18 protein-coding genes are annotated in these 17,599 nt (G+C 61.9%); 9 read left to right on the top strand and 9 right to left on the bottom strand.

Going from position 1 to position 17,599, the window contains the following annotated elements; genetic code table 11:
* The first annotated feature begins 14 nt into the window (after positions 1-14).
* From ACFOSU_RS14850 to ACFOSU_RS14860, 3 genes are all read left to right on the top strand, one after another.
* Positions 15-1,037: a histone deacetylase family protein gene (locus ACFOSU_RS14850; RefSeq protein WP_380690719.1), complete on the top strand. Its 1,023-nt coding sequence runs from the start codon at positions 15-17 to the stop codon at positions 1,035-1,037.
* 182 nt (positions 1,038-1,219) lie between these two features.
* Positions 1,220-1,426 (top strand): hypothetical protein, encoded by a 207-nt coding sequence (locus ACFOSU_RS14855; RefSeq protein ID WP_380690720.1) that lies wholly within the window; start codon positions 1,220-1,222, stop codon positions 1,424-1,426.
* Positions 1,427-1,846: 420 nt separating this feature from the next.
* On the top strand, positions 1,847-2,605 hold the full coding sequence (locus ACFOSU_RS14860; RefSeq protein ID WP_380690721.1) for an SDR family NAD(P)-dependent oxidoreductase: 759 nt from the start codon (positions 1,847-1,849) through the stop codon (positions 2,603-2,605).
* A 36-nt stretch (positions 2,606-2,641) separates the two neighbouring features.
* Here ACFOSU_RS14860 and purU read toward each other — a convergent pair whose 3' ends face one another.
* Positions 2,642-3,499, bottom strand: coding sequence for a formyltetrahydrofolate deformylase (purU, locus tag ACFOSU_RS14865; protein ID WP_380690722.1), 858 nt, complete (start codon positions 3,497-3,499; stop codon positions 2,642-2,644).
* Between the two features lie 138 nt (positions 3,500-3,637).
* Here purU and dinB point away from each other — a divergent pair, with 138 nt between their 5' ends.
* The 3 genes from dinB to ACFOSU_RS14880 are packed head-to-tail and all read left to right on the top strand — an operon-like array spanning position 3,638 to position 6,146.
* Complete coding sequence (gene dinB, locus ACFOSU_RS14870) at positions 3,638-4,711, top strand: DNA polymerase IV (RefSeq protein ID WP_380690723.1); 1,074 nt, start codon at positions 3,638-3,640, stop codon at positions 4,709-4,711.
* A 29-nt stretch (positions 4,712-4,740) separates the two neighbouring features.
* Positions 4,741-5,493 (top strand): glutathione S-transferase, encoded by a 753-nt coding sequence (locus tag ACFOSU_RS14875; protein ID WP_380690724.1) that lies wholly within the window; start codon positions 4,741-4,743, stop codon positions 5,491-5,493.
* Positions 5,490-6,146 (top strand): thiopurine S-methyltransferase, encoded by a 657-nt coding sequence (locus tag ACFOSU_RS14880; protein WP_380690725.1) that lies wholly within the window; start codon positions 5,490-5,492, stop codon positions 6,144-6,146. Before ACFOSU_RS14875 ends, ACFOSU_RS14880 begins: the two co-directional genes overlap by 4 nt.
* A 19-nt stretch (positions 6,147-6,165) precedes the next feature.
* Here ACFOSU_RS14880 and ACFOSU_RS14885 read toward each other — a convergent pair whose 3' ends face one another.
* On the bottom strand, positions 6,166-6,924 hold the full coding sequence (locus tag ACFOSU_RS14885) for a TSUP family transporter (protein WP_380690726.1): 759 nt from the start codon (positions 6,922-6,924) through the stop codon (positions 6,166-6,168).
* A gap of 37 nt (positions 6,925-6,961) precedes the next feature.
* Entirely contained in the window at positions 6,962-7,300 is a 339-nt protein-coding gene (locus ACFOSU_RS14890; protein ID WP_380690727.1) for a hypothetical protein, read from the bottom strand.
* A 145-nt stretch (positions 7,301-7,445) separates the two neighbouring features.
* On the opposite strand from ACFOSU_RS14890, the gene ACFOSU_RS14895 reads away from it, so the two are divergent.
* The 3 genes from ACFOSU_RS14895 to ACFOSU_RS14905 all read left to right on the top strand — a co-directional run bounded on the left by ACFOSU_RS14895 (position 7,446) and on the right by ACFOSU_RS14905 (position 9,269).
* Positions 7,446-7,910: a DUF4442 domain-containing protein gene (locus tag ACFOSU_RS14895; RefSeq protein ID WP_380690728.1), complete on the top strand. Its 465-nt coding sequence runs from the start codon at positions 7,446-7,448 to the stop codon at positions 7,908-7,910.
* An 82-nt stretch (positions 7,911-7,992) separates the two neighbouring features.
* Positions 7,993-8,937 carry a DnaJ C-terminal domain-containing protein gene (locus ACFOSU_RS14900; RefSeq protein ID WP_380690729.1) on the top strand — a complete coding sequence of 315 codons (945 nt, stop codon included), beginning with the start codon at positions 7,993-7,995 and terminating at the stop codon, positions 8,935-8,937.
* A 2-nt stretch (positions 8,938-8,939) separates the two neighbouring features.
* Complete coding sequence (locus ACFOSU_RS14905; RefSeq protein ID WP_380690730.1) at positions 8,940-9,269, top strand: chaperone modulator CbpM; 330 nt, start codon at positions 8,940-8,942, stop codon at positions 9,267-9,269.
* A gap of 27 nt (positions 9,270-9,296) precedes the next feature.
* On the opposite strand, the gene ACFOSU_RS14910 is transcribed toward ACFOSU_RS14905, so the two are convergent.
* The 6 genes from ACFOSU_RS14910 to ACFOSU_RS14935 all read right to left on the bottom strand — a co-directional run bounded on the left by ACFOSU_RS14910 (position 9,297) and on the right by ACFOSU_RS14935 (position 17,478).
* The gene (locus ACFOSU_RS14910) at positions 9,297-10,982 is read right to left on the bottom strand and encodes an AMP-binding protein (RefSeq protein ID WP_380690731.1); all 1,686 of its coding nucleotides are present in this window, start codon (positions 10,980-10,982) and stop codon (positions 9,297-9,299) included.
* 665 nt (positions 10,983-11,647) lie between these two features.
* Positions 11,648-13,396 carry a SulP family inorganic anion transporter gene (locus tag ACFOSU_RS14915; protein ID WP_380690732.1) on the bottom strand — a complete coding sequence of 583 codons (1,749 nt, stop codon included), beginning with the start codon at positions 13,394-13,396 and terminating at the stop codon, positions 11,648-11,650.
* Between the two features lie 128 nt (positions 13,397-13,524).
* Complete coding sequence (locus ACFOSU_RS14920; RefSeq protein ID WP_380690733.1) at positions 13,525-14,514, bottom strand: YhdH/YhfP family quinone oxidoreductase; 990 nt, start codon at positions 14,512-14,514, stop codon at positions 13,525-13,527.
* A 58-nt stretch (positions 14,515-14,572) separates the two neighbouring features.
* Complete coding sequence (locus ACFOSU_RS14925) at positions 14,573-16,060, bottom strand: tripartite tricarboxylate transporter permease (protein WP_380690734.1); 1,488 nt, start codon at positions 16,058-16,060, stop codon at positions 14,573-14,575.
* 45 nt (positions 16,061-16,105) lie between these two features.
* Entirely contained in the window at positions 16,106-16,561 is a 456-nt protein-coding gene (locus tag ACFOSU_RS14930) for a tripartite tricarboxylate transporter TctB family protein (protein ID WP_380690735.1), read from the bottom strand.
* Positions 16,562-16,587: 26 nt separating this feature from the next.
* Complete coding sequence (locus tag ACFOSU_RS14935; RefSeq protein WP_380690736.1) at positions 16,588-17,478, bottom strand: tripartite tricarboxylate transporter substrate binding protein; 891 nt, start codon at positions 17,476-17,478, stop codon at positions 16,588-16,590.
* Between the last annotated feature and the right edge of the window lie 121 nt (positions 17,479-17,599).

Consider the following 17,599-nt stretch of genomic DNA (forward strand, 5'->3'; position numbering starts at 1 on the left):
ACGGGATCGACACCGTGAAAGCCTATTTCGATGAAGCCCAGAACGGGCATATACCGCAAAGCTATCTCACCCGCGGCCAGATGCGCGCCCCCCAGGAAATCCCGGCCCGCACCCCGCCGCTGCTCGCCGCGCTCGAGGGACTGGGCATTGAAGTGTCCACGCCTGTCGATCACGGCATGGCCACGATCTCGCGCGTGCATGACCTGGGCTATCTGCGGTTTCTGGAATCCGCCCACCGGCGCTGGATGGAGATCCCCGACGACTGGGGCAACGAAGTGATGTCCAATATCTTCGTGCGCTCGCCCAATCCGCTCAAGGGTATTCTCGCCGAATCCGCGCGTTATCAGGCCGACGGCAGCTGCCCGATCGGCGAGAAGACCTGGGCCGCGGCCTATCAGTCCGCCCAGACCGCGCTCAGCGCCGCAGACGACATTCTCAACGGTGCCGACACCGCCTACGGCCTGTGCCGCCCGCCGGGGCACCACGCCCGCCGCGACGGCGCCGGCGGCTTCTGCTATCTCAACAACGCCGCGATCGCCGCCGAGGCCCTGCGCGAGAAATACAACCGCGTTGCCATCCTCGACCCCGACATGCACCACGGTCAGGGCATCCAGGAAATCTTCTACGAGCGCGATGACGTGCTCTATATCTCCATTCACGGCGACCCCACCAACTTCTATCCGGTGGTCACCGGTCATGCCGACGAACGCGGCGCCGGCCCGGGTTATGGCTATAACATCAACCTGCCGATGCCGCACGGCTCGCCCGAGGCAACCTTCTTCGAGAAACTCGACGAAGCGATCGCCGCGATCAAGCTGTTCGACGCCGACGTGCTCGTGCTGCCGCTGGGCTTCGATATCTACAAGGACGACCCGCAGGCCAAGGTCGCGGTCACCAGCGAAGGCTTCAATCGGATCGGCCGCGCCATGGCCGAACTCGACATGCCGGTCTGCGTGATCCAGGAAGGCGGCTACGATATCGACAGCCTGGAAACCAACGCCACCCAGTTTTTCACCGGTCTGCTCGGGCGCCAATGATCGTCAGGTTCCGGGCGCCGCATCGCGACGCCCGGGGCCGTGTTTGGTCGCACCGGGCGCGGTCACGGGCTCGGCATGCGGGCCGACTCGTCAGGCCGGAAAACCCCGCACTAATACTGACCTGCAAATCGCTGCTCCACTGTTAGCATGTGCGGCCTCAATCACTAGAGAGGCCATCACCCATGACCAAGAACATGACCGGTTGGGAAACCCTCGAAAGCGACGATACGCGTGGATTTCAGACTCTCGGCCGCGAAGTCGAGAACGGCTGGGAAATTGAAGTGCGCTTCGACAACGAAGAAGCGCCGAAACGGCCCGCGGCCGATCGGATGCCCAAGACCCGTGAAGAAGCCATTACAACCGGCCAGGAACTGGCCAAGATGGGCTGAAGCACGCGCGGTCGGGTCGCACTGCATACGCCTCGCGCGAGCTGGGCGGCTGGCCCGCCTGCCCTGAGCATTCTTCAGGCAAACATGGGCTACACAACCCGCGTTCGCGCGTGACAGACCGATGGCCACCGCGTCGCCCGATGCGCCCGGCCCCGACAGAAGCCCGATACGATCGCTCGTGCTCGACATCGTCGGTCCGCGGTTTTTCAACGGCAGGAGGCATGCCTTCGCTCGGCAACGCCGCGCCGCTTTCCGGACCTCGTTCTTACATCGGCCGAACCGCTGAAGCCGGGCGGCGCGACTACGAGCAAATCGCGTTTTCCACGTGCCTGCGCTCGATCCGGCGTCATTCGCCCGCACAACCCGGCACAGGAGCGGGCCCTATACGCGTGCTCACCTTTCCTGTTCCAGTAGCCACCCATGCCCAACAAGATTGCTTTCCTCACCGGGGCCAGTCGCGGCCTGGGGCGCAGCATGGCCCTGCATCTGACCAGGGCCGGTGTCGACGTGATCGGCACTTACCACAGCCATGCCGACGACGCCGAGGCCGTGGTGCAGGAGATCGAGACGGCCGGCGGCAAGGCGGCCATGTTGAAGCTCGATGTCGGCGACAGCACTGCTTTCGAGGCCCTGAAAAGCGATCTGGCAAAGACGCTGCAAGACCGATTCGGCCGCCGCGACCTGGATTTCGTCATCCATAACGCCGGCAACGGCATCCTCGCGCCCTACGAGCAAACCACCGAGGACGATCTGGACGCGCTATATCGCGTGCATTTCAAGGGGCCGTATCTGCTCAGCAAGACCCTGCTGCCGATGATCGCGCGCGGCGGGCGCATCCTGAACGTGTCTACCGCGGCGACCCGCTTCGTGCTCGAAAACCACTGCGCCTATTCGGCAATGAAGAGCGCGATGGAGGTCACCACGCGCTATATGGCCAAGGAACTCGGCGACCGCCAGATCACCGTGAATGCAATCGCGCCGGGCGCGGTGGAGACCGACTTCGCCGGCGGCGCGGTACGCGACAATCCGGAACTGAACGCGCATTTCGCCTCGATCACGCCGCTGGGGCGTACCGCTAAACCCGATGACATCGGCGCGGCCGTCGCCGGTCTGTTGTCGAGTGATTTCGCCTGGCTCAACGGCCAGCGCATCGAGCTCACGGGCGGCCAGTCGCTATGACGCGGCCGGCCTTGTCCGCCTCGCAGCGAACGGTCGCTAGAGTACGACCGTGCGCCGCCCGCTGATCAGCACGCGGTCTTCCAGATGATGACGCAGGCCGCGGGCGAGCACCGCCTTCTCGATGTCCTTGCCGTAGCGGATCAGGTCCTTGACGGTGTCGCCATGATCCACGCGGGTGACGTCCTGGTCGATGATCGGGCCCTGGTCGAGATCCGCGGTGACATAGTGACAGGTCGCCCCGACCTGCTTGACGCCGCGGCGGTAGGCCTGCAGATAAGGTGAGGCACCCACGAAGCTGGGCAGGAAGCTGTGGTGGATATTCAGAATACGACCGGTAAAGCGGTCGCACAGATCCGCCGGCAGAATCTGCATGAAGCGGGCGAGCACCATCGCCTCGCCGCCGGATTCCACGAACAGTCGTTCGATCTCGGCCCAGGCCTCGGGCTTGTTATCCTTGGAGACGGGCACGTGGTGAAACGGGATGCCGTGCCACTCGACCAGTCCGCGCGCTTCAGCGTGATTGGAGATTACACAGGGAATCTCGATCTCCAGTTCGCGCGACTGCCAGCGCTCCAGCAGGTCGTAGATACAGTGCATCTGCTTCGAGACCAGAATCACGACGCGTTTCTTGACCGCGCTGTCGCTGATCTGCCAGTCCATGTCGAGTTCTTCGGCCACGGGCTCGAAACGCCGGCGCAGTTCGCTCAGATGAAACGACAGCGAATCGGCGCGCACTTCCACCCGCATGAAGAAGCGGTTGGAGTCTTCATCGGAATGCTGGCTCGAGCGCAGGATCCAGCCGCCGTGCTCGGCGAAGAAGCTCGCCACGCGGGCGACGATGCCGACCCGATCGGGGCAGGAAAAACGCAGAGTGTAATATCGCGGACGATCCATGATGCAGTGGCTACCCAGACAATTGAATACCGCACGGACCCACCGCACGGCCGTAAAGCCGCCTATGGTAACGCGCCCGGCCACGGCTGCCGCAGGGCGCCCGCCGGTGACCGCGGTCACCTGCGCACGATTCCTGCCATGAACGATGCGCCGCGCAAGATCGTGCATGTGGATATGGACGCGTTCTATGCCTCCGTGGAACAGCGTGATGACCCGGCGTTGCGCGGCAAGCCGGTGGTGGTGGCCCGACGCGGGCTGCGCTCGGTGGTCACCGCGGCGAGCTACGAGGCGCGTGTGTTCGGCGTACGCTCGGCGATGCCCGCGGTTCGCGCCGAGCGGCTGTGCCCCGACGCCATCTTCGTGGCCCCCGACTTCGCCCGCTACAAAGCGGTCTCGCAGCAGATCCGTGCGATCTTTCTGCGCTATACCGATCTGGTCGAGCCACTGTCGCTGGACGAGGCCTATCTCGACGTCACCAACGTACGCGGCGGCCTGCCGTCGGCGACCGCGACGGCCGAAGCGGTACGCGCGGCGATCCGGGACGAAACCGGCCTGACCGCGTCGGCCGGCATCGCGCCCAACAAGTTTCTCGCCAAGGTCGCCTCGGACTGGCGCAAGCCCAACGGGCAGTTCGTGGTCACGCCCAGGCGCGTGGATGCGTTCCTGATCCCGCTGGATATCGGCAAGGTGCCCGGCGTGGGCAAGGTGATGAAGGCCAAGCTGCATGCCATGGGCGTGACCACCGTCGGCGATCTGCGCGGCTTCGAGGCGGCCGTGCTGGTCGCGCGTTTCGGCCGCTGGGGACAACGGCTGCACGAGCTTGCCTACGGCATCGACGAGCGCCCGGTTCAGCCGCGCCGCGCCGCCTCGCAGGTATCTGCCGAGGATACCCTGCGCGAGGATCTGCCCCTGGCCGAGCTGACCGAACATATTCAACGACTGGCGGAAAAGACCTGGGCCAATCACCGCTGCAAGCAGTCGCGGGTGGCACGCACGGTCGTGCTCAAGCTCAAGACATCGGATTTTCGTACGCTGACCCGCAGTTTCACCCCGCAGGCGCCGCCGGATTCGGCCGCGGCGGTCGCGGCGATCGCCTGCGCGCTGCGCGATCGTGTGAACGACGGCGCCGGTGCGCGTTACCGGCTCGTGGGCGTGGGCCTGTCGGGCTTCGTCGACGCAGCCGAGCAGCCGCTGCAATCCAATCTTCTTTGAACCCACGGCCACGCACGAGGTACTCGTCCATGAGCTATGAACTCTATTACTGGCCCGGCATTCCCGGCCGCGGTGAATTCGTGCGTCTGGCCCTCGAGGATGCAGGGGCCAACTATGTGGATATCGCCTATAGCACCGCCCCGGGCCATGGGCTGGCGGCGGTCAGCGCCGGGCTCGACGCGAGTGAGAATCCACGGCCGCCGTTTGCGCCGCCGTTTCTGCGCGTGGACGGCTTCGAGGTATCGCACGTCGCCAATATTCTGCAGTTCCTCGGCCCGCGGCTGGATCTCGCCCCCGAGCGCGAGGCCGACCGGCTCTGGTGCCACGGTCTGCAACTCACGCTCACCGATTTCACCGCAGAAATCCACGATACCCATCATCCGATCGCATCGTCCCGGTATTACGAAGACCAGCGCACCGAAGCCAGGCGACGTGCGGCCGATTTCGTGCATCAACGCCTGCCGCGGTTCCTGGCGTATTTCGAGGCGGTGCTCACCGCCAATCAGAACCACGACTGGCTGGTCGGCGCACACTGCAGCACCGCCGACCTGTCGCTGTTGCAGGTTGTCGCCGGGTTGGCCCATGCGTTTCCGAATGCGCTGGCCGACCTGGCCGCGGACGTACCACGGGTGATGGCCCTGGCCGAGCGCGTCGCCGCGCGCCCGCGCCTGGCGGCCTATCTGGCCAGCGAGCGGCGCATGCCGTTCAATCAGGACGGTGTGTTTCGTCATTATCCGGAACTCGACCTGGACCCAGAACACAAGTCTGGAGCAGATCAATGAACCGGGATTTCTGGCTCGACCGCTGGGACAACCAGCAGATCGGCTTCCATCAGCCGCAGGGCCAGCCACTGCTCGCGGAATGGTGGTCGACGCTCGGACTCGCTGAAGGCACTTCGGTGCTCGTGCCGCTGTGTGGCAAGACGCCGGACATGCTCTGGCTCGCGGCCCAGGGGCACACCGTCACCGGGGTGGAGTTCAGCGACCGCGCCGCGCGCGATTTTCTGGCCGAGCAGCAGCTCGACGCGAGCCGGGATGACATCGGTCGTTTCGTTCGTTATCGCAGCGGTGCGATCGAACTGTTGGTGGGTGACTTCTTCGATCTGGACGCCGACCGAATCGCGGCTCATGACGCCGTCTACGACCGGGCCGCCCTGATTGCCCTGCCGCCGGCGTTGCGCGCCGACTACAGCGCCCATCTGCTGGCCGCGCTGCGCCCGGGCGCGACGATATTTTTGATCGCCCTGGATTACGGCCAAAGGGAAATGCAGGGCCCACCGTTCGCCGTGAGCGACGCGGAGGTGCAGCGTCTCTACGGTGATGCCTGCGACGTGGCCATGCTGTGCGAGCGCGACGCACTCGCGCCCGGCGATCATCTGAGCAGCAAGGGCGTCAGCCAGGCCTGCGAACGCGTCTATCGCCTGACCCGTCGCTGAGGCGCGACGGCCGCCGGGTTCACAGCAGCCCGCGCAGCACCAGACTCACGCCCATGGCGCCGAGCATGCTGAACACGACCAGCCGCAGGCGCTCTTCGGGCAAGCGGTCGCGCATGCGCTGGCCGATCATCTGGCCCGCGACCGAGGGCAGGATGCAGGCCAGCATCACCGCGATCTCGGCCTTGCCGTATATACCCAGCATCGACAGGCCGGTCGAGAGAATGGTCGACACCAGCAGGAACATGACGCCGACAACCATGGAAAAGACGTGGCGCTCCATGCGACAGGCCACGAACACGGGAATCGAGGGAAAACTCGCGAACGAGGTAATGCCACCGAGCAACCCCGACACCACGCCGCAGACCAGCTGTACGCGCAGGCGCAACGGGGTGACGATACGCGGCTGCCAGCCGCTGAGCTGGACCACCACGAAAACCATGATCAACACGCCGATGAACGTGAGCAGCTGCGCATGGCCCGCGTTCGAGAACACCACCAGCCCCGCCATCATGCTGATCGACAGCGTCAGATAGAACGGCCAGTAGACGAGCGTCGAGCCAATCGCACGGCGATTCTGAACCAGCTGGACGACGTTGGCGATCATCACCGGCGCAATCGAGATCGCGATCGCCGTGGGCACCGGCAGAAAGAAACTGGACAAGGGGATCGTCATCATCGGCTGGCCGAACGCCGCCGCGCCCTTGATGAAACCGCCGAACAGATAGATCAGCAGCAGCGCGCCCACTACGGCGAGCGTTATCGGAGAAGCGTCGGGCATCGATACAGTTTAGCGTCTCGCCAGACCGCAGTCCGATCTATTCTTCGTCATTTGGCTGCTTGTCCTGCTGGATACGTCGCTTGAGACCGCGCGCGGCCAGCGTCAGGCCGCTTATGATGAGTAACGCGACCATGCAATAGACCCACCACGGCAGATCACGCCCCACGGCCAGCACATAGAGATACGGCGCGGTGTAGCAAAGGCCCCAGAGAAACACCAGAAACGACAACGGCCGTTCGCGCTGGATATGATGAAGCAGCCAGCCGCTGACCAGCAGAAACGGCACCGTGCTGACCACATAGATCAGCACGAACAGCAGCGGATTCACCGAGTGCGCTTCCGCGATCCCGCTGAGATAGTCGATGATTGCGCGCATGCAAAACCGATCTCGCCCGACCGGCGCACGCCGACCCTGAGCACCAAGTGTGGATAGTACTCACGATACGGCCTTTACCGCGGCGTGCACAGTGGCGCCGCCGCGGCGTTTAGAATGAAGGCAATCGCCTCCGACGGGAAACCCGATGAAAGCTGCCCTGCTGCGCCGAATGATGAATGTCTGGCCGCCCTTCGCCGCCAGCGGCATCCACGTGGAGGAAATCGCCAGCGACTGGTCCTATGCCCGCGTGGCGCTCAAGTTCCGGCCCTGGAATCGCAATTACATGGGCACCCAGTTCGGCGGCAATCTGTTCAAGATGGGCGACCCGTTCTGGGCGATTCTCGCGATCCGGCGCATGGGCGACGGCTATCTGGTCTGGGATGCCGCCGCCGAGATCCAGTTTGTCGCGCCGGGCCGGGAAACGGTCTACACCGAATTCCGCTTCGACGACGACATTCGTGACGAACTGATCGAGTCGGCAGCCACCGGGCGCAAGACCCTGCGCTGGTTCGAAAACGATATCGTCACCGCCGACGGCACCGTCATCGCACGAACGCGCAAACAGCTCTATGTCCGGCGCAAACCGCAGCGCAAGACCCGCGCCAAATAGACACATCATGTGCCGCTGCATTGCAACGGCCCACCCCCGGACATAGATTGGGACCATAAGATTTCGAGCGGCGACCGGGTTGATGGAATACAAGGACTACTACAAGACACTGGGCGTCGCCCGCGACGCCTCGGCGGATGAAATCAAGCGCGCCTATCGCAAGCTGGCTCGCAAGTATCATCCGGACGTGAGCAAGGAAGCCGGCGCCGAGGATCGTTTCAAGGACGTCGGCGAAGCCTACGAAGTACTCGGCGACCCGGAGAAACGCGCCGCCTATGACCAGATACCGCCCGGCGGCGCCCGCCCCGGCCCGGGTCCGCGCCCCGGTGCGGCGTCGGCCGGCGGCCAGGGCTTCGATTTTCACGGCGGCGGCTTCACCGGCGCCGATGCCTCGGATTTCAGCGATTTCTTCGAATCGATGTTCGGTCGCGGCGGCCCCCATGCCGGCCCGGGCCCGGCCATGCGCGGCCAGGACCATACCGCGCGGGTCGAACTCGACCTCGAGGACGCCTTCACCGGAGGCGTACGCACGGTAACGATGCGCGCCCCCGAACGCGGCCCCGACGGGCGTATGGTCAACCGCGAGCGCTCGCTCAAGGTCACTATTCCCAAGGGCGTGCGCGCCGGCCAGCAACTGCGGCTGTCCGGTCAGGGCACGCCCGGCGTGGGCGGTGGCCCGGCCGGCGATCTGTATCTGGAAATCGGCTTCCGGCCGCACCGCTTCTTTCGCGTCGACGACAGCGATCTGATCGTCGATCTACCCGTGGCACCGTGGGAAGCCGCGCTCGGGGCGACGGTCAAGGCGCCCACGCCCGCGGGCCCGGTGGACCTCAAGATACCGGCGAACTCGAACGGCGGTCGGCGCCTGCGACTCAAGGGCCGCGGCATGCCCGGCAAGCAGGCCGGCGACCTCTATGTCGTGCTGCGCATCATGCTGCCGCCGGCAGAGGATGACGACGCCCGCAAACTCTATGAGCAGATGGCCGAGCGCATGAACTTCAACCCGCGCGCGGCCCTGGGAGTGTAACCATGTCCAAGCAAGACACCGAGCAACTGGTCTGTGAAATCGTGGAAACGCATTCGACCGTCACCCTCGGTCAGCTTTGCCGTTCCTGCGGCGTGCACGCGGAATGGGTGGCGATGCTGGTAGCGGAAGGCGTGATCGAACCCGAGCACGGACATGAGCGCTGGGAGTTTGCCGCGGTTCACCTGCCGCGCGTGCACACGGCCGTGCATCTGCATCGCGATCTGGGCGTCAATATTTCCGGTCTCGCACTGGCGCTGGATCTGATGGATGAAATCCAGAGCCTGCGGGCGCGCCTGGATGCGCTGGACGAGCGCCTGCCCTACGCCGATTGACTCGGCATGCCGGCCGGCGACGCGAGGTCAGCGCTCGGCGATGCCCAGTTCCTCGATCATCGCTTCGCGCATTCGGTATTTCTGGACCTTGCCGGTAACGGTCAGGGGAAAGCCCTCGACGAAACGAAAATGCCGCGGGATCTTGTAATGCGCGATCTCGCCCTCGCAGAACGCGCGCAGACCGGCCTCGTCCACCTCGCCGTCGGCGGTCAGCTGCACCCAGGCGCATAGCTCTTCGCCGAAGCGCTCGTCGGGCACGCCGATCACCTGTACATCGGCAACCGCCGGATGCCGATAGAGAAATTCCTCGATCTCGCGCGGATAGATATTCTCGCCGCCGCGGATGACCATGTCCTTGAGCCGGCCGACGATGCGGCAATAGCCCGCCGCGTCCATAACCGCGAGATCGCCGGTATGCATCCAGCGCGCCGCGTCGATGGCCTCGTGCGTGCGCTGATCGTCGTCCCAGTAGCCGAGCATCACGCTGTAACCGCGGGTGCAGAACTCGCCCGGCTCGCCGCGCGGCACCACGCGCCCCAGTTCATCGACAATCTTGAGCTCGAGATGCGGATGCACGCGGCCGACCGTCGCCACCCGTGCTTCGAGCGCGTCGTCGACCGCGGTCTGGCAGCTGACCGGCGAGGTTTCGGTCATGCCATAGGCGATGGTGACCTCATCCATATGCATTTCATCGATCACCCGCTGCATGACCGCCTGCGGACACGGCGAACCGGCCATGATGCCGGTGCGCAACGACCCCAGATCGTAGTCGGCGAATTCCGGCAGGCCCATCTCGGCGATGAACATCGTGGGTACGCCGAACAATGCGGTACAGCGCTCCACGGCGACCGCCTCGAGCGTGGCCGTGGGTTCGAAGGCGCCGGCCGGATACACCACCGCACAGCCATGAGTGACGGCGGCGAGATTGCCCATCACCATGCCAAAGCAGTGATACAGCGGCACCGGCACGCAGATACGATCCTCGACCTCCAGCTGCATGCCCTCGCCTACGAAATAGCCGTTGTTGAGGATATTGTGGTGCGACAGCGTCGCGCCCTTGGGCCGACCCGTGGTGCCGCTGGTGAACTGGATATTGATCGGCTCGTCGGCCTGCAGCAGCGGTGCCAGTTCGCGTATGCGTTGCTGATCGGCGGCGCCGGCCAGCGCCGGCAGATCATCAAAATTGAACATGCCCGGCGTCTTGTCGGTGCCCAGCCGCACGATCGTCGACAACTGCGGCAGGGCCGCGCTTTTCAGCTGGCCCGGTTCGGCGTCTGCAAGCTCCGGTGCAATCTCCTGAAGCATGGCGAGATAGTCGCTGCTAGCATGGCGCGGCATCACCACCAGCGCCCGGCAGCCCACCTTGGCGAGCGCATACGATACCTCCGAGCGCTGATAGGCCGGGTTGATGTTGACCAGGATCAGGCCGGCCTTGGCACTCGCGTACTGGGTGATGATCCATTCCGCGCAGTTGTGCGACCAGATGCCGATGCGCTCGCCGGGCGCCAGGCCCATCGCCACGAACGCGGCCGCATAAGCATCCACCTTTTCCTTGAGCTCGGCGTAACTCCAGCGAATATCCTGATGCCGACTCACCAGCGCCAGACGGTCGCCCCAGTCGCGCGCCGCCTGATCGAACGCCTGCCCGATGGTCGCGCCGAGCAACGGATTGGCGCTCGCGCCGTGTACATAACTGGAAACAGCTGTATTCATTGGTTCCTCCGATATTCCTGGTGGATGTCAGACGACTTGCGACCGGCAGGACTGCTATCGCAATTTTTATGAAGCGATTACGCAGAAAGTGCGTACGAATCACAAGTATCGAAAGGTGCCAAACAGCTTGGTCCCGACCTCGATGCTATAGGCCAGGCCTAGATATCTAAGAATTCATTCGGCGAGAACGCTTGTTAAGCGGCATTGAAGAGGCGTGTCGACGGATCAAGGGGCCGCTCGCACGACTTTCGTCTTAGCCAGGCTGTACACCCGCATCGAAAACGAAAACGCGCAACCGTGGGAACTCACATCTCATTGCCAATGGGTGCGTTAAGAATATGGCAAAAGACCATATGATGGATGCGAAGCCTGCGACTCGGCGACCAGGACGCGACCGTGGGGTACTGAAATCACGGATGTCACGAAAAAACTCGATCTCGGATCGTCAGATCATTCGAAGCCATCGATTCAAGTTGGATATATGCACATTGGATATATGCACACATCGTGTCCCGACCGCCACAGCTTTTGAAACATCCAAGCCGTTGTGTGCACTGTTCGATGAATATCTCCCAGCGCACTGCGCCCGATATTCAAGGATGAATCGAAAATTCTCGGATCGAACTGTTGCGGTATGGACATCGACAGAAGCAGCTTTTGGCAAATTACGAGTGTGCGGATCGTCTGCCGGACTCCGGCTCGTCGGCCTGAAGTTCTTTCCATGCGGCATAGGTGCTAAGGAATACCCTACCGTTGATCTTTTCCAGAAATTCGGTTTTTTTCAGTTGGTCCATCACCGGCCCTTTGACTTCGGCCAGATGCAGACAAATATGACCGTCGTGGAGTCGTTTCTGTATCAACTCGAGGCTATCGATCGCCGAAATATCGATATAGTTCACGGCGGGACACATCAATACCAGATCACGAAGCATCGGTTGCTCCGCAACAACCTGGGCCACGGTATCCTCAAGAAACCGGGCATTACCGAAATACAGACTTTCATCGATTCGCAGAATCGCCAGTCTAGACCTCGTTTCAACTCGATGCCGCCGCACATTGCGGAAGTGCTCGGTCCCCGGTAGGCGCCCCACTATGGCCGTGTGCGGAAGCGTGGTCCGATACAAATACATAACCAGCGATAGAACAACACCCAGTATCAAGCCGTTGGTGACCCCGGCCAACAGCGTCAACAAGAAAGTTGCTATCTGGGCAACGCCGTCATTTCGGGAGTATCTCCAGGCTCGCACGAAGGATGACGGATTCACCAGCGATGCAACGGCATGAATGATGATGACGGCCAACACGACCCGGGGCAGCTGGCTGATTAACGGCATCAGAAACAGTGCCGCCAAAGCGACCCCTAACGCCGTCATGGCGCCCGCGGCCGGGGTCGCAGCGCCCGCCTCATCGTTGACAGCCGATCGCGACAGACTCGCGCTGACCGGAAACGCACCCGAAAAAGCGGAGGCCATATTGGCCGCCCCCAGTCCGATCAGTTCCTGATCCGGATCGATCCTTTCACCACGGCGATTCGCGAGTGTCTGAGCCATGGACACCGACTCCGCGAATGCGACGATGCTGATCAGCAACGCGGCCGACCACGAACTCTCAAGCGCCTGCCACGTAATATGCGGCAGAGCGAGCTCGGGAAGTCCGGATGCAACACGACCGATCACGGCGACACCATGTTCACTCAACTGCCACCTGACGCTTAGCCAAATGGAAACGACGATGATGACGATCGGGCCACTCCTAGCCATGAGCCGAGAGGCTGTGTCCGACAACCCGATCAGGATCAACAAGGGATAAAGATAGCGCTTGAGGCAAATCAGGGTCGCGAGGCTAGACAGCCCAATCGCAAGGGTGCCGCGGTCAAACTCACCGTAAAGCTCCCAGAGCCTCTGAGCCAACGCCCAGAGAGTCTGGCCCTGTACCGGCATACCAAGCATTTGCCCGAATTGGCTGGCCGCTATCAGTATCCCGGAGGCCGCGATGAATCCCGATATCACTGGACGGCTGAGCAGATTGATCAGAAATCCCAGCCGCAGGATTCCCAGCGCGATGAGCATCATCCCCGATAGCAGTGCAAGCAGAACGGCGACAGAAATATAATCCAGGCCGGTTTGGGCAACTACCTGATTCACGGCAGTCGCGGTCATGATGGAGACCACCGCAAAAGGCCCCACTGCCAACGTCCGACTGGTGCCTAGCACGGCGTACGCGAGCAATGGCAGTATGCTCGCGTACAGGCCGGTCTGCGCTGGCATACCGGCGAGCAAGGCATACGCGAGCGCCTGCGGAATCAGCAGTAATGTTACAACCGCCGCCGCCAACGCATCATTGACGAAAAGCGTCGGCGTGTATTTCGGAAACCAGCGCACAATCGGCGCGTAACGCCCCAGCCGGACTCGCATTTTCACTGGCCTGCGTCTGCGGTCAAGACTCTTTCACCCTATCAATGCAGGTTTCGCTGCCTGGACGCTCCGGCGCAAGCGTATTGACAGTTTGTCCCTCGACGGTTTGTTCACCTGCTCTGTCTCGATCAGGTGAGATCCAGTACGTATCGTCCGCGCGCGGTTCCCTGAATCAGACTCTGCATCGCCTGCTCCAGCTGACCGAACTCAATCCAGGTCGCGATATCCTGAACATGGCTCGGCTTGAGGTCGGACGCGAGGCGCTGCCAGATCGCACGCCTATAAGGCATCGCGGTATTGGCATTCACACCGAGCAAGCGTACGCCGCGCAGAATGAAAGGAAGAACGGTCGTCTGAACGTCGATACCCGCCGCATTGCCGAAACTGGCGACGACACCGCTATCCATCATCGAGCGCAGCAACCACGCCAGCACCGGACCGCCTACGGAATCGACGGCACCGGCCCACTCGCCTTTTTCTAGCGGCTTTATCGTGGCGTCACCGTTGTTATCCGGCGCTGCCAGAACTCGCGCGGCGCCCAGATTCTTCAAATAGTCGTGGCTATCCTGCTTGCGGGACACGGCCACTACGTCGTAGCCAAGATTGGACAGCATGTTTATGCTCAAACTTGCTACGCCACCGGTTGCCCCGGTTACCGCTACTGGCCCATTGGCCGGCATCAAACCATTGTGTTCCATCACATCGATGGCTATCGCCGCTGTGTGCCCGGCCACACCGAGGGCGGCAGCCTCCCGCATATCGAGCCCCTCGGGAAGCTCGAGGACCCAGTCTTCCGGGACTCGCACATACTCGGAAAAACCGCCGTCGTGACTGACACCCAGACCCCGACCATGCACGATCACGCGATCGCCCGGTTTGAAACGCGTGCCCTCGCAATCCGTCACTTCCCCAACAACCTCGATCCCACCGATACACGGGTACCGGCGGATGATGGGCCCGGCCCCCATTGCTGCGAGCGCATCCTTGTAGTTGACGCCCGCATACGATGTCTTGATTACCACGTCGCCTGGATCAAGCTCGTCGAGGCTCGTGTCGACTATGGAACCCTTGCCGAAACGACCCTGCTCTAAGACTCTTAATGCCTTGAAGTCATTCATATCATCGTATCCATTGAAAATTCGTGATCAATCAAACTGATCTTCGTTGCCGTATTTTTCAGGTGTGCTTACCCAGAGAACGCAATGCCGGTCTCAGCAGCGGGAAGAACAACGCCGCGGCCGTGAGCGCAAACAGCGCCAATGCAATCGGATGGGTGAAGAACAGCCAGAAATTATTGTTGTTCAGGATCAAACCCTGCCGAAGGCTTTGTTCAATCATCGGACTCAGCACGAAACCGATCACCAGCGGCGCCAGTGGAAATCGGTTATATCGCATCAGATACCCGACAATACCGGCGACGAACGCCACGAGCAGGTCGAATGAATTGGAGTTGATGCTATAAGTGCCGACCGCTATAAGCACGACAACACATGCCATCAGAATAGGCTCGGGAATTCTCAGAATCCGCGAGAACACCGGCGCCATCAGTGCACCACAGACGAAAAGCACGATATTGGCCAGAAACAACGTTAAAAAGATGAACAGAACCAGGGGCTGGTTCTCGACGAACAGTCGTGGCCCGGGCGTGACGCCTTGCAATACGAGCGCGCCCAGCAACACGGCGGTGACGGGATCGCCGGGTACGCCCAGCGATAACGTAGGCACCATCGCGCCGGATGTCACCGCGTTGTTCGCGGCCTCCGATGCAATCAGGCCGTCCGGCTCGCCCGTGCCGAATTTCGCCTTGTTGGGCGAACTGCGCTTCCCTTCCGCATAACTGATCATCGACGCCGCGGTCGCGCCTATGCCCGGCAACGTACCGATCCATGTGCCGATCAGCGACGATTTGACGATATGGAACCCGCGTTTTCGAAACTCCGAGAGGGGCGGCAATGTGAATCCGCATTGCATGACCCGCTCCTCACCCTCGTCCGGTTTTTCCGCGGCCCGCCAGAAAACCTCCGACAATGCGAACAGACCAACCAAAAGTGGCACGAGTCCGATTCCGGCCGACAGTTGAAACGAATTGAAGTCGAAACGCAGATAGCCCGTCAGTGGGTCTTGTCCGATCGCCGCAAGAAACAGCCCCAGCAATCCGGAGATAAGCCCCTTGAAAAGAGCTTCCCGGGAAACCGTCACAATGCAGGTCAGGGCAAACATGCCCAACGCAAAGTACTCGACCGGACCGAACCGCAAGCCGAACCGAGCCAGCAACGGCGCTGCCACGGCGAGCACTACGGTGGCGATGATGCCGCCGATTGCCGACGCACTGGTCGCCCAGCCGAGCGCAAGATCGGCTCGCCCGGCCCGGGCCATGGGATACCCGTCCAGCACCGTTGCCGCAGACTGCGGCGTACCCGGCGTATTGATCAAGATCGCCGATATGGATCCACCGTAGACGGATCCGCAATAGAGCCCCAGCAGTACCGCGATGCTTGCATTCGGCCCCAGGACGAACGTCAGAGGCAACGCCATGGTTATGGCCAGCAGCGAACCGAGACCAGGTAGTGCGCCGACAACAATGCCGACCATCGTGCCCAATGTCACGGCCACGAGAATGGCCGGCGAGAGCAGCATATGCACTGCCGCAATTAAATCGATCATAAGAAATATCTCTCCGCGAGTCCTGTACTCAAGCGCAGACCGACTTCAAAACGTCGGCAACCCCAGACCCGGAGGCGTTATATGGAGCAATAAATCGAAGCTGTACCAGACAGCCGCCGTGAATCCGACCGACACGATCACCAGGATTATTGGACGCCGGAAACCGAGGAACCAGCCCAGTAACGGAATCAGCGCCAACGTATCGAGAACGAACCCGATACGCTCGTAGGTCAGCAAGTAAAAGACACTGAAGCCAATGGCGACAGCCAGTTTGCCCCAGCGAACTGGAGCCGGAGCCTCGACTTGCTGGCCCAGGATGACTTGCAGCGACATGACCACAGCGCAGCCGCCGATCAGTACGAGCAATATCGTCGGATACCAGAACGGGTCGTTGGCGATGGGAACAGGAGGCCGAGCACCCTGAGTACTTGTCCAGTAGACGAGCAGGACGGCCACCACGACCGTCCCCCCGTAAATGAGATCCAGTTTTCGGGAATTCATGTGATGCGATCCAGCAGAGAACAGGTCTACTTGAAGACCGAGTCAATCAGCTTCTTGTTCGTTTTCGAGACATCCCGCACATATTGCTCGAAATCTTTGGAGTCACGATATTTGGACATCGATCCAAGGTTATGAAGCGTCTTGGTATAACTATCGGACTGGGTGGTCGATTCACAGCCTTGCGTCAGACGATTCTTGACGTTTTCCGGCAGACCCTTCGGCGCAATCATGCCGCCCCACCACGATGCGGTCATGTCATACCCCTGGGCGATCGCGGTCTTGACGTTGGGCAGCGACTCCAGCGGCTCCTTGCTGAAAACGGCCACCGTCGGGAAACCGCGGTCGACGGCGACGTTCGCAATCGTGACCTGCATATCGATATGGCCGCCCTGCAACGCGGTCGCTGCCGGTGCAGAGCCGGTAAAGGGCACATGCTTGATCTTGATACCCGCTTTTTTCAGGAACTGCTCCATGGCCACATTCGGCAGCGTGCCCGGGCCCGGGCTGCCGTACGACAACTCGTTCGGATGCGACTTGGCGTATGCGACCAGCTGTTTCAGATCCTTGAACGGAGATCCCGGCTTGACCGCGAGCACCTGAGGACTGAAGAACAGCTGACAGATGTAATCGAAACTATCCAGGCCATAAGGCGTTCTGCGCATATGCGGTTGGTTTACAAGCGGCGCGGCGGGCACGATGCCAACGGTGTAGCCGTCCGGCCGCTGCCGCGCGAGAGAAGCCAGCCCGATCGTGCCTGCGCCGCCCCCGCGATTGTTCACCACGATGTTCTGCTTGAAGAACGTGGTCATCCCCTGTGCCGCGGCACGGGCCATCAGATCCGTACTGCCGCCGGCGGCGAACGGAACCATGACCGTGATCGGTTTACTGGGATAATCCTCGGCCGCCGCCACGGTCATGATGCCCATCGTGCACAGGGCCACAGTCAGGCCGGCGATATATGGTTTTAGTATTTTCAGCATTGCTATCTCCTCGCAGATTCTTTTGCGTTATTAAATGGTCGTACGTTCCTGGCTCGAG

It is taken from the genome of Salinisphaera aquimarina (assembly GCF_042643355.1).
Classification (GTDB): domain Bacteria; phylum Pseudomonadota; class Gammaproteobacteria; order Nevskiales; family Salinisphaeraceae; genus Salinisphaera; species Salinisphaera aquimarina.

Coding starts and splice junctions, on each gene's coding strand:
- ACFOSU_RS14855 (WP_380690720.1), top strand. CDS start 1,220: ATGACCAAGAACATGACCGGTTGGGAAACCCTCGAAAGCGACGATACG.
- ACFOSU_RS14860 (WP_380690721.1), top strand. CDS start 1,847: ATGCCCAACAAGATTGCTTTCCTCACCGGGGCCAGTCGCGGCCTGGGG.
- purU (WP_380690722.1), bottom strand. CDS start 3,499: ATGGATCGTCCGCGATATTACACTCTGCGTTTTTCCTGCCCCGATCGG.
- dinB (WP_380690723.1), top strand. CDS start 3,638: ATGAACGATGCGCCGCGCAAGATCGTGCATGTGGATATGGACGCGTTC.
- ACFOSU_RS14875 (WP_380690724.1), top strand. CDS start 4,741: ATGAGCTATGAACTCTATTACTGGCCCGGCATTCCCGGCCGCGGTGAA.
- ACFOSU_RS14880 (WP_380690725.1), top strand. CDS start 5,490: ATGAACCGGGATTTCTGGCTCGACCGCTGGGACAACCAGCAGATCGGC.
- ACFOSU_RS14885 (WP_380690726.1), bottom strand. CDS start 6,924: ATGCCCGACGCTTCTCCGATAACGCTCGCCGTAGTGGGCGCGCTGCTG.
- ACFOSU_RS14890 (WP_380690727.1), bottom strand. CDS start 7,300: ATGCGCGCAATCATCGACTATCTCAGCGGGATCGCGGAAGCGCACTCG.
- ACFOSU_RS14895 (WP_380690728.1), top strand. CDS start 7,446: ATGAAAGCTGCCCTGCTGCGCCGAATGATGAATGTCTGGCCGCCCTTC.
- ACFOSU_RS14900 (WP_380690729.1), top strand. CDS start 7,993: ATGGAATACAAGGACTACTACAAGACACTGGGCGTCGCCCGCGACGCC.
- ACFOSU_RS14905 (WP_380690730.1), top strand. CDS start 8,940: ATGTCCAAGCAAGACACCGAGCAACTGGTCTGTGAAATCGTGGAAACG.
- ACFOSU_RS14910 (WP_380690731.1), bottom strand. CDS start 10,982: ATGAATACAGCTGTTTCCAGTTATGTACACGGCGCGAGCGCCAATCCG.
- ACFOSU_RS14915 (WP_380690732.1), bottom strand. CDS start 13,396: ATGCGAGTCCGGCTGGGGCGTTACGCGCCGATTGTGCGCTGGTTTCCG.
- ACFOSU_RS14920 (WP_380690733.1), bottom strand. CDS start 14,514: ATGAATGACTTCAAGGCATTAAGAGTCTTAGAGCAGGGTCGTTTCGGC.
- ACFOSU_RS14925 (WP_380690734.1), bottom strand. CDS start 16,060: ATGATCGATTTAATTGCGGCAGTGCATATGCTGCTCTCGCCGGCCATT.
- ACFOSU_RS14930 (WP_380690735.1), bottom strand. CDS start 16,561: ATGAATTCCCGAAAACTGGATCTCATTTACGGGGGGACGGTCGTGGTG.
- ACFOSU_RS14935 (WP_380690736.1), bottom strand. CDS start 17,478: ATGACCGTGGCGGCGGCCGAGGATTATCCCAGTAAACCGATCACGGTC.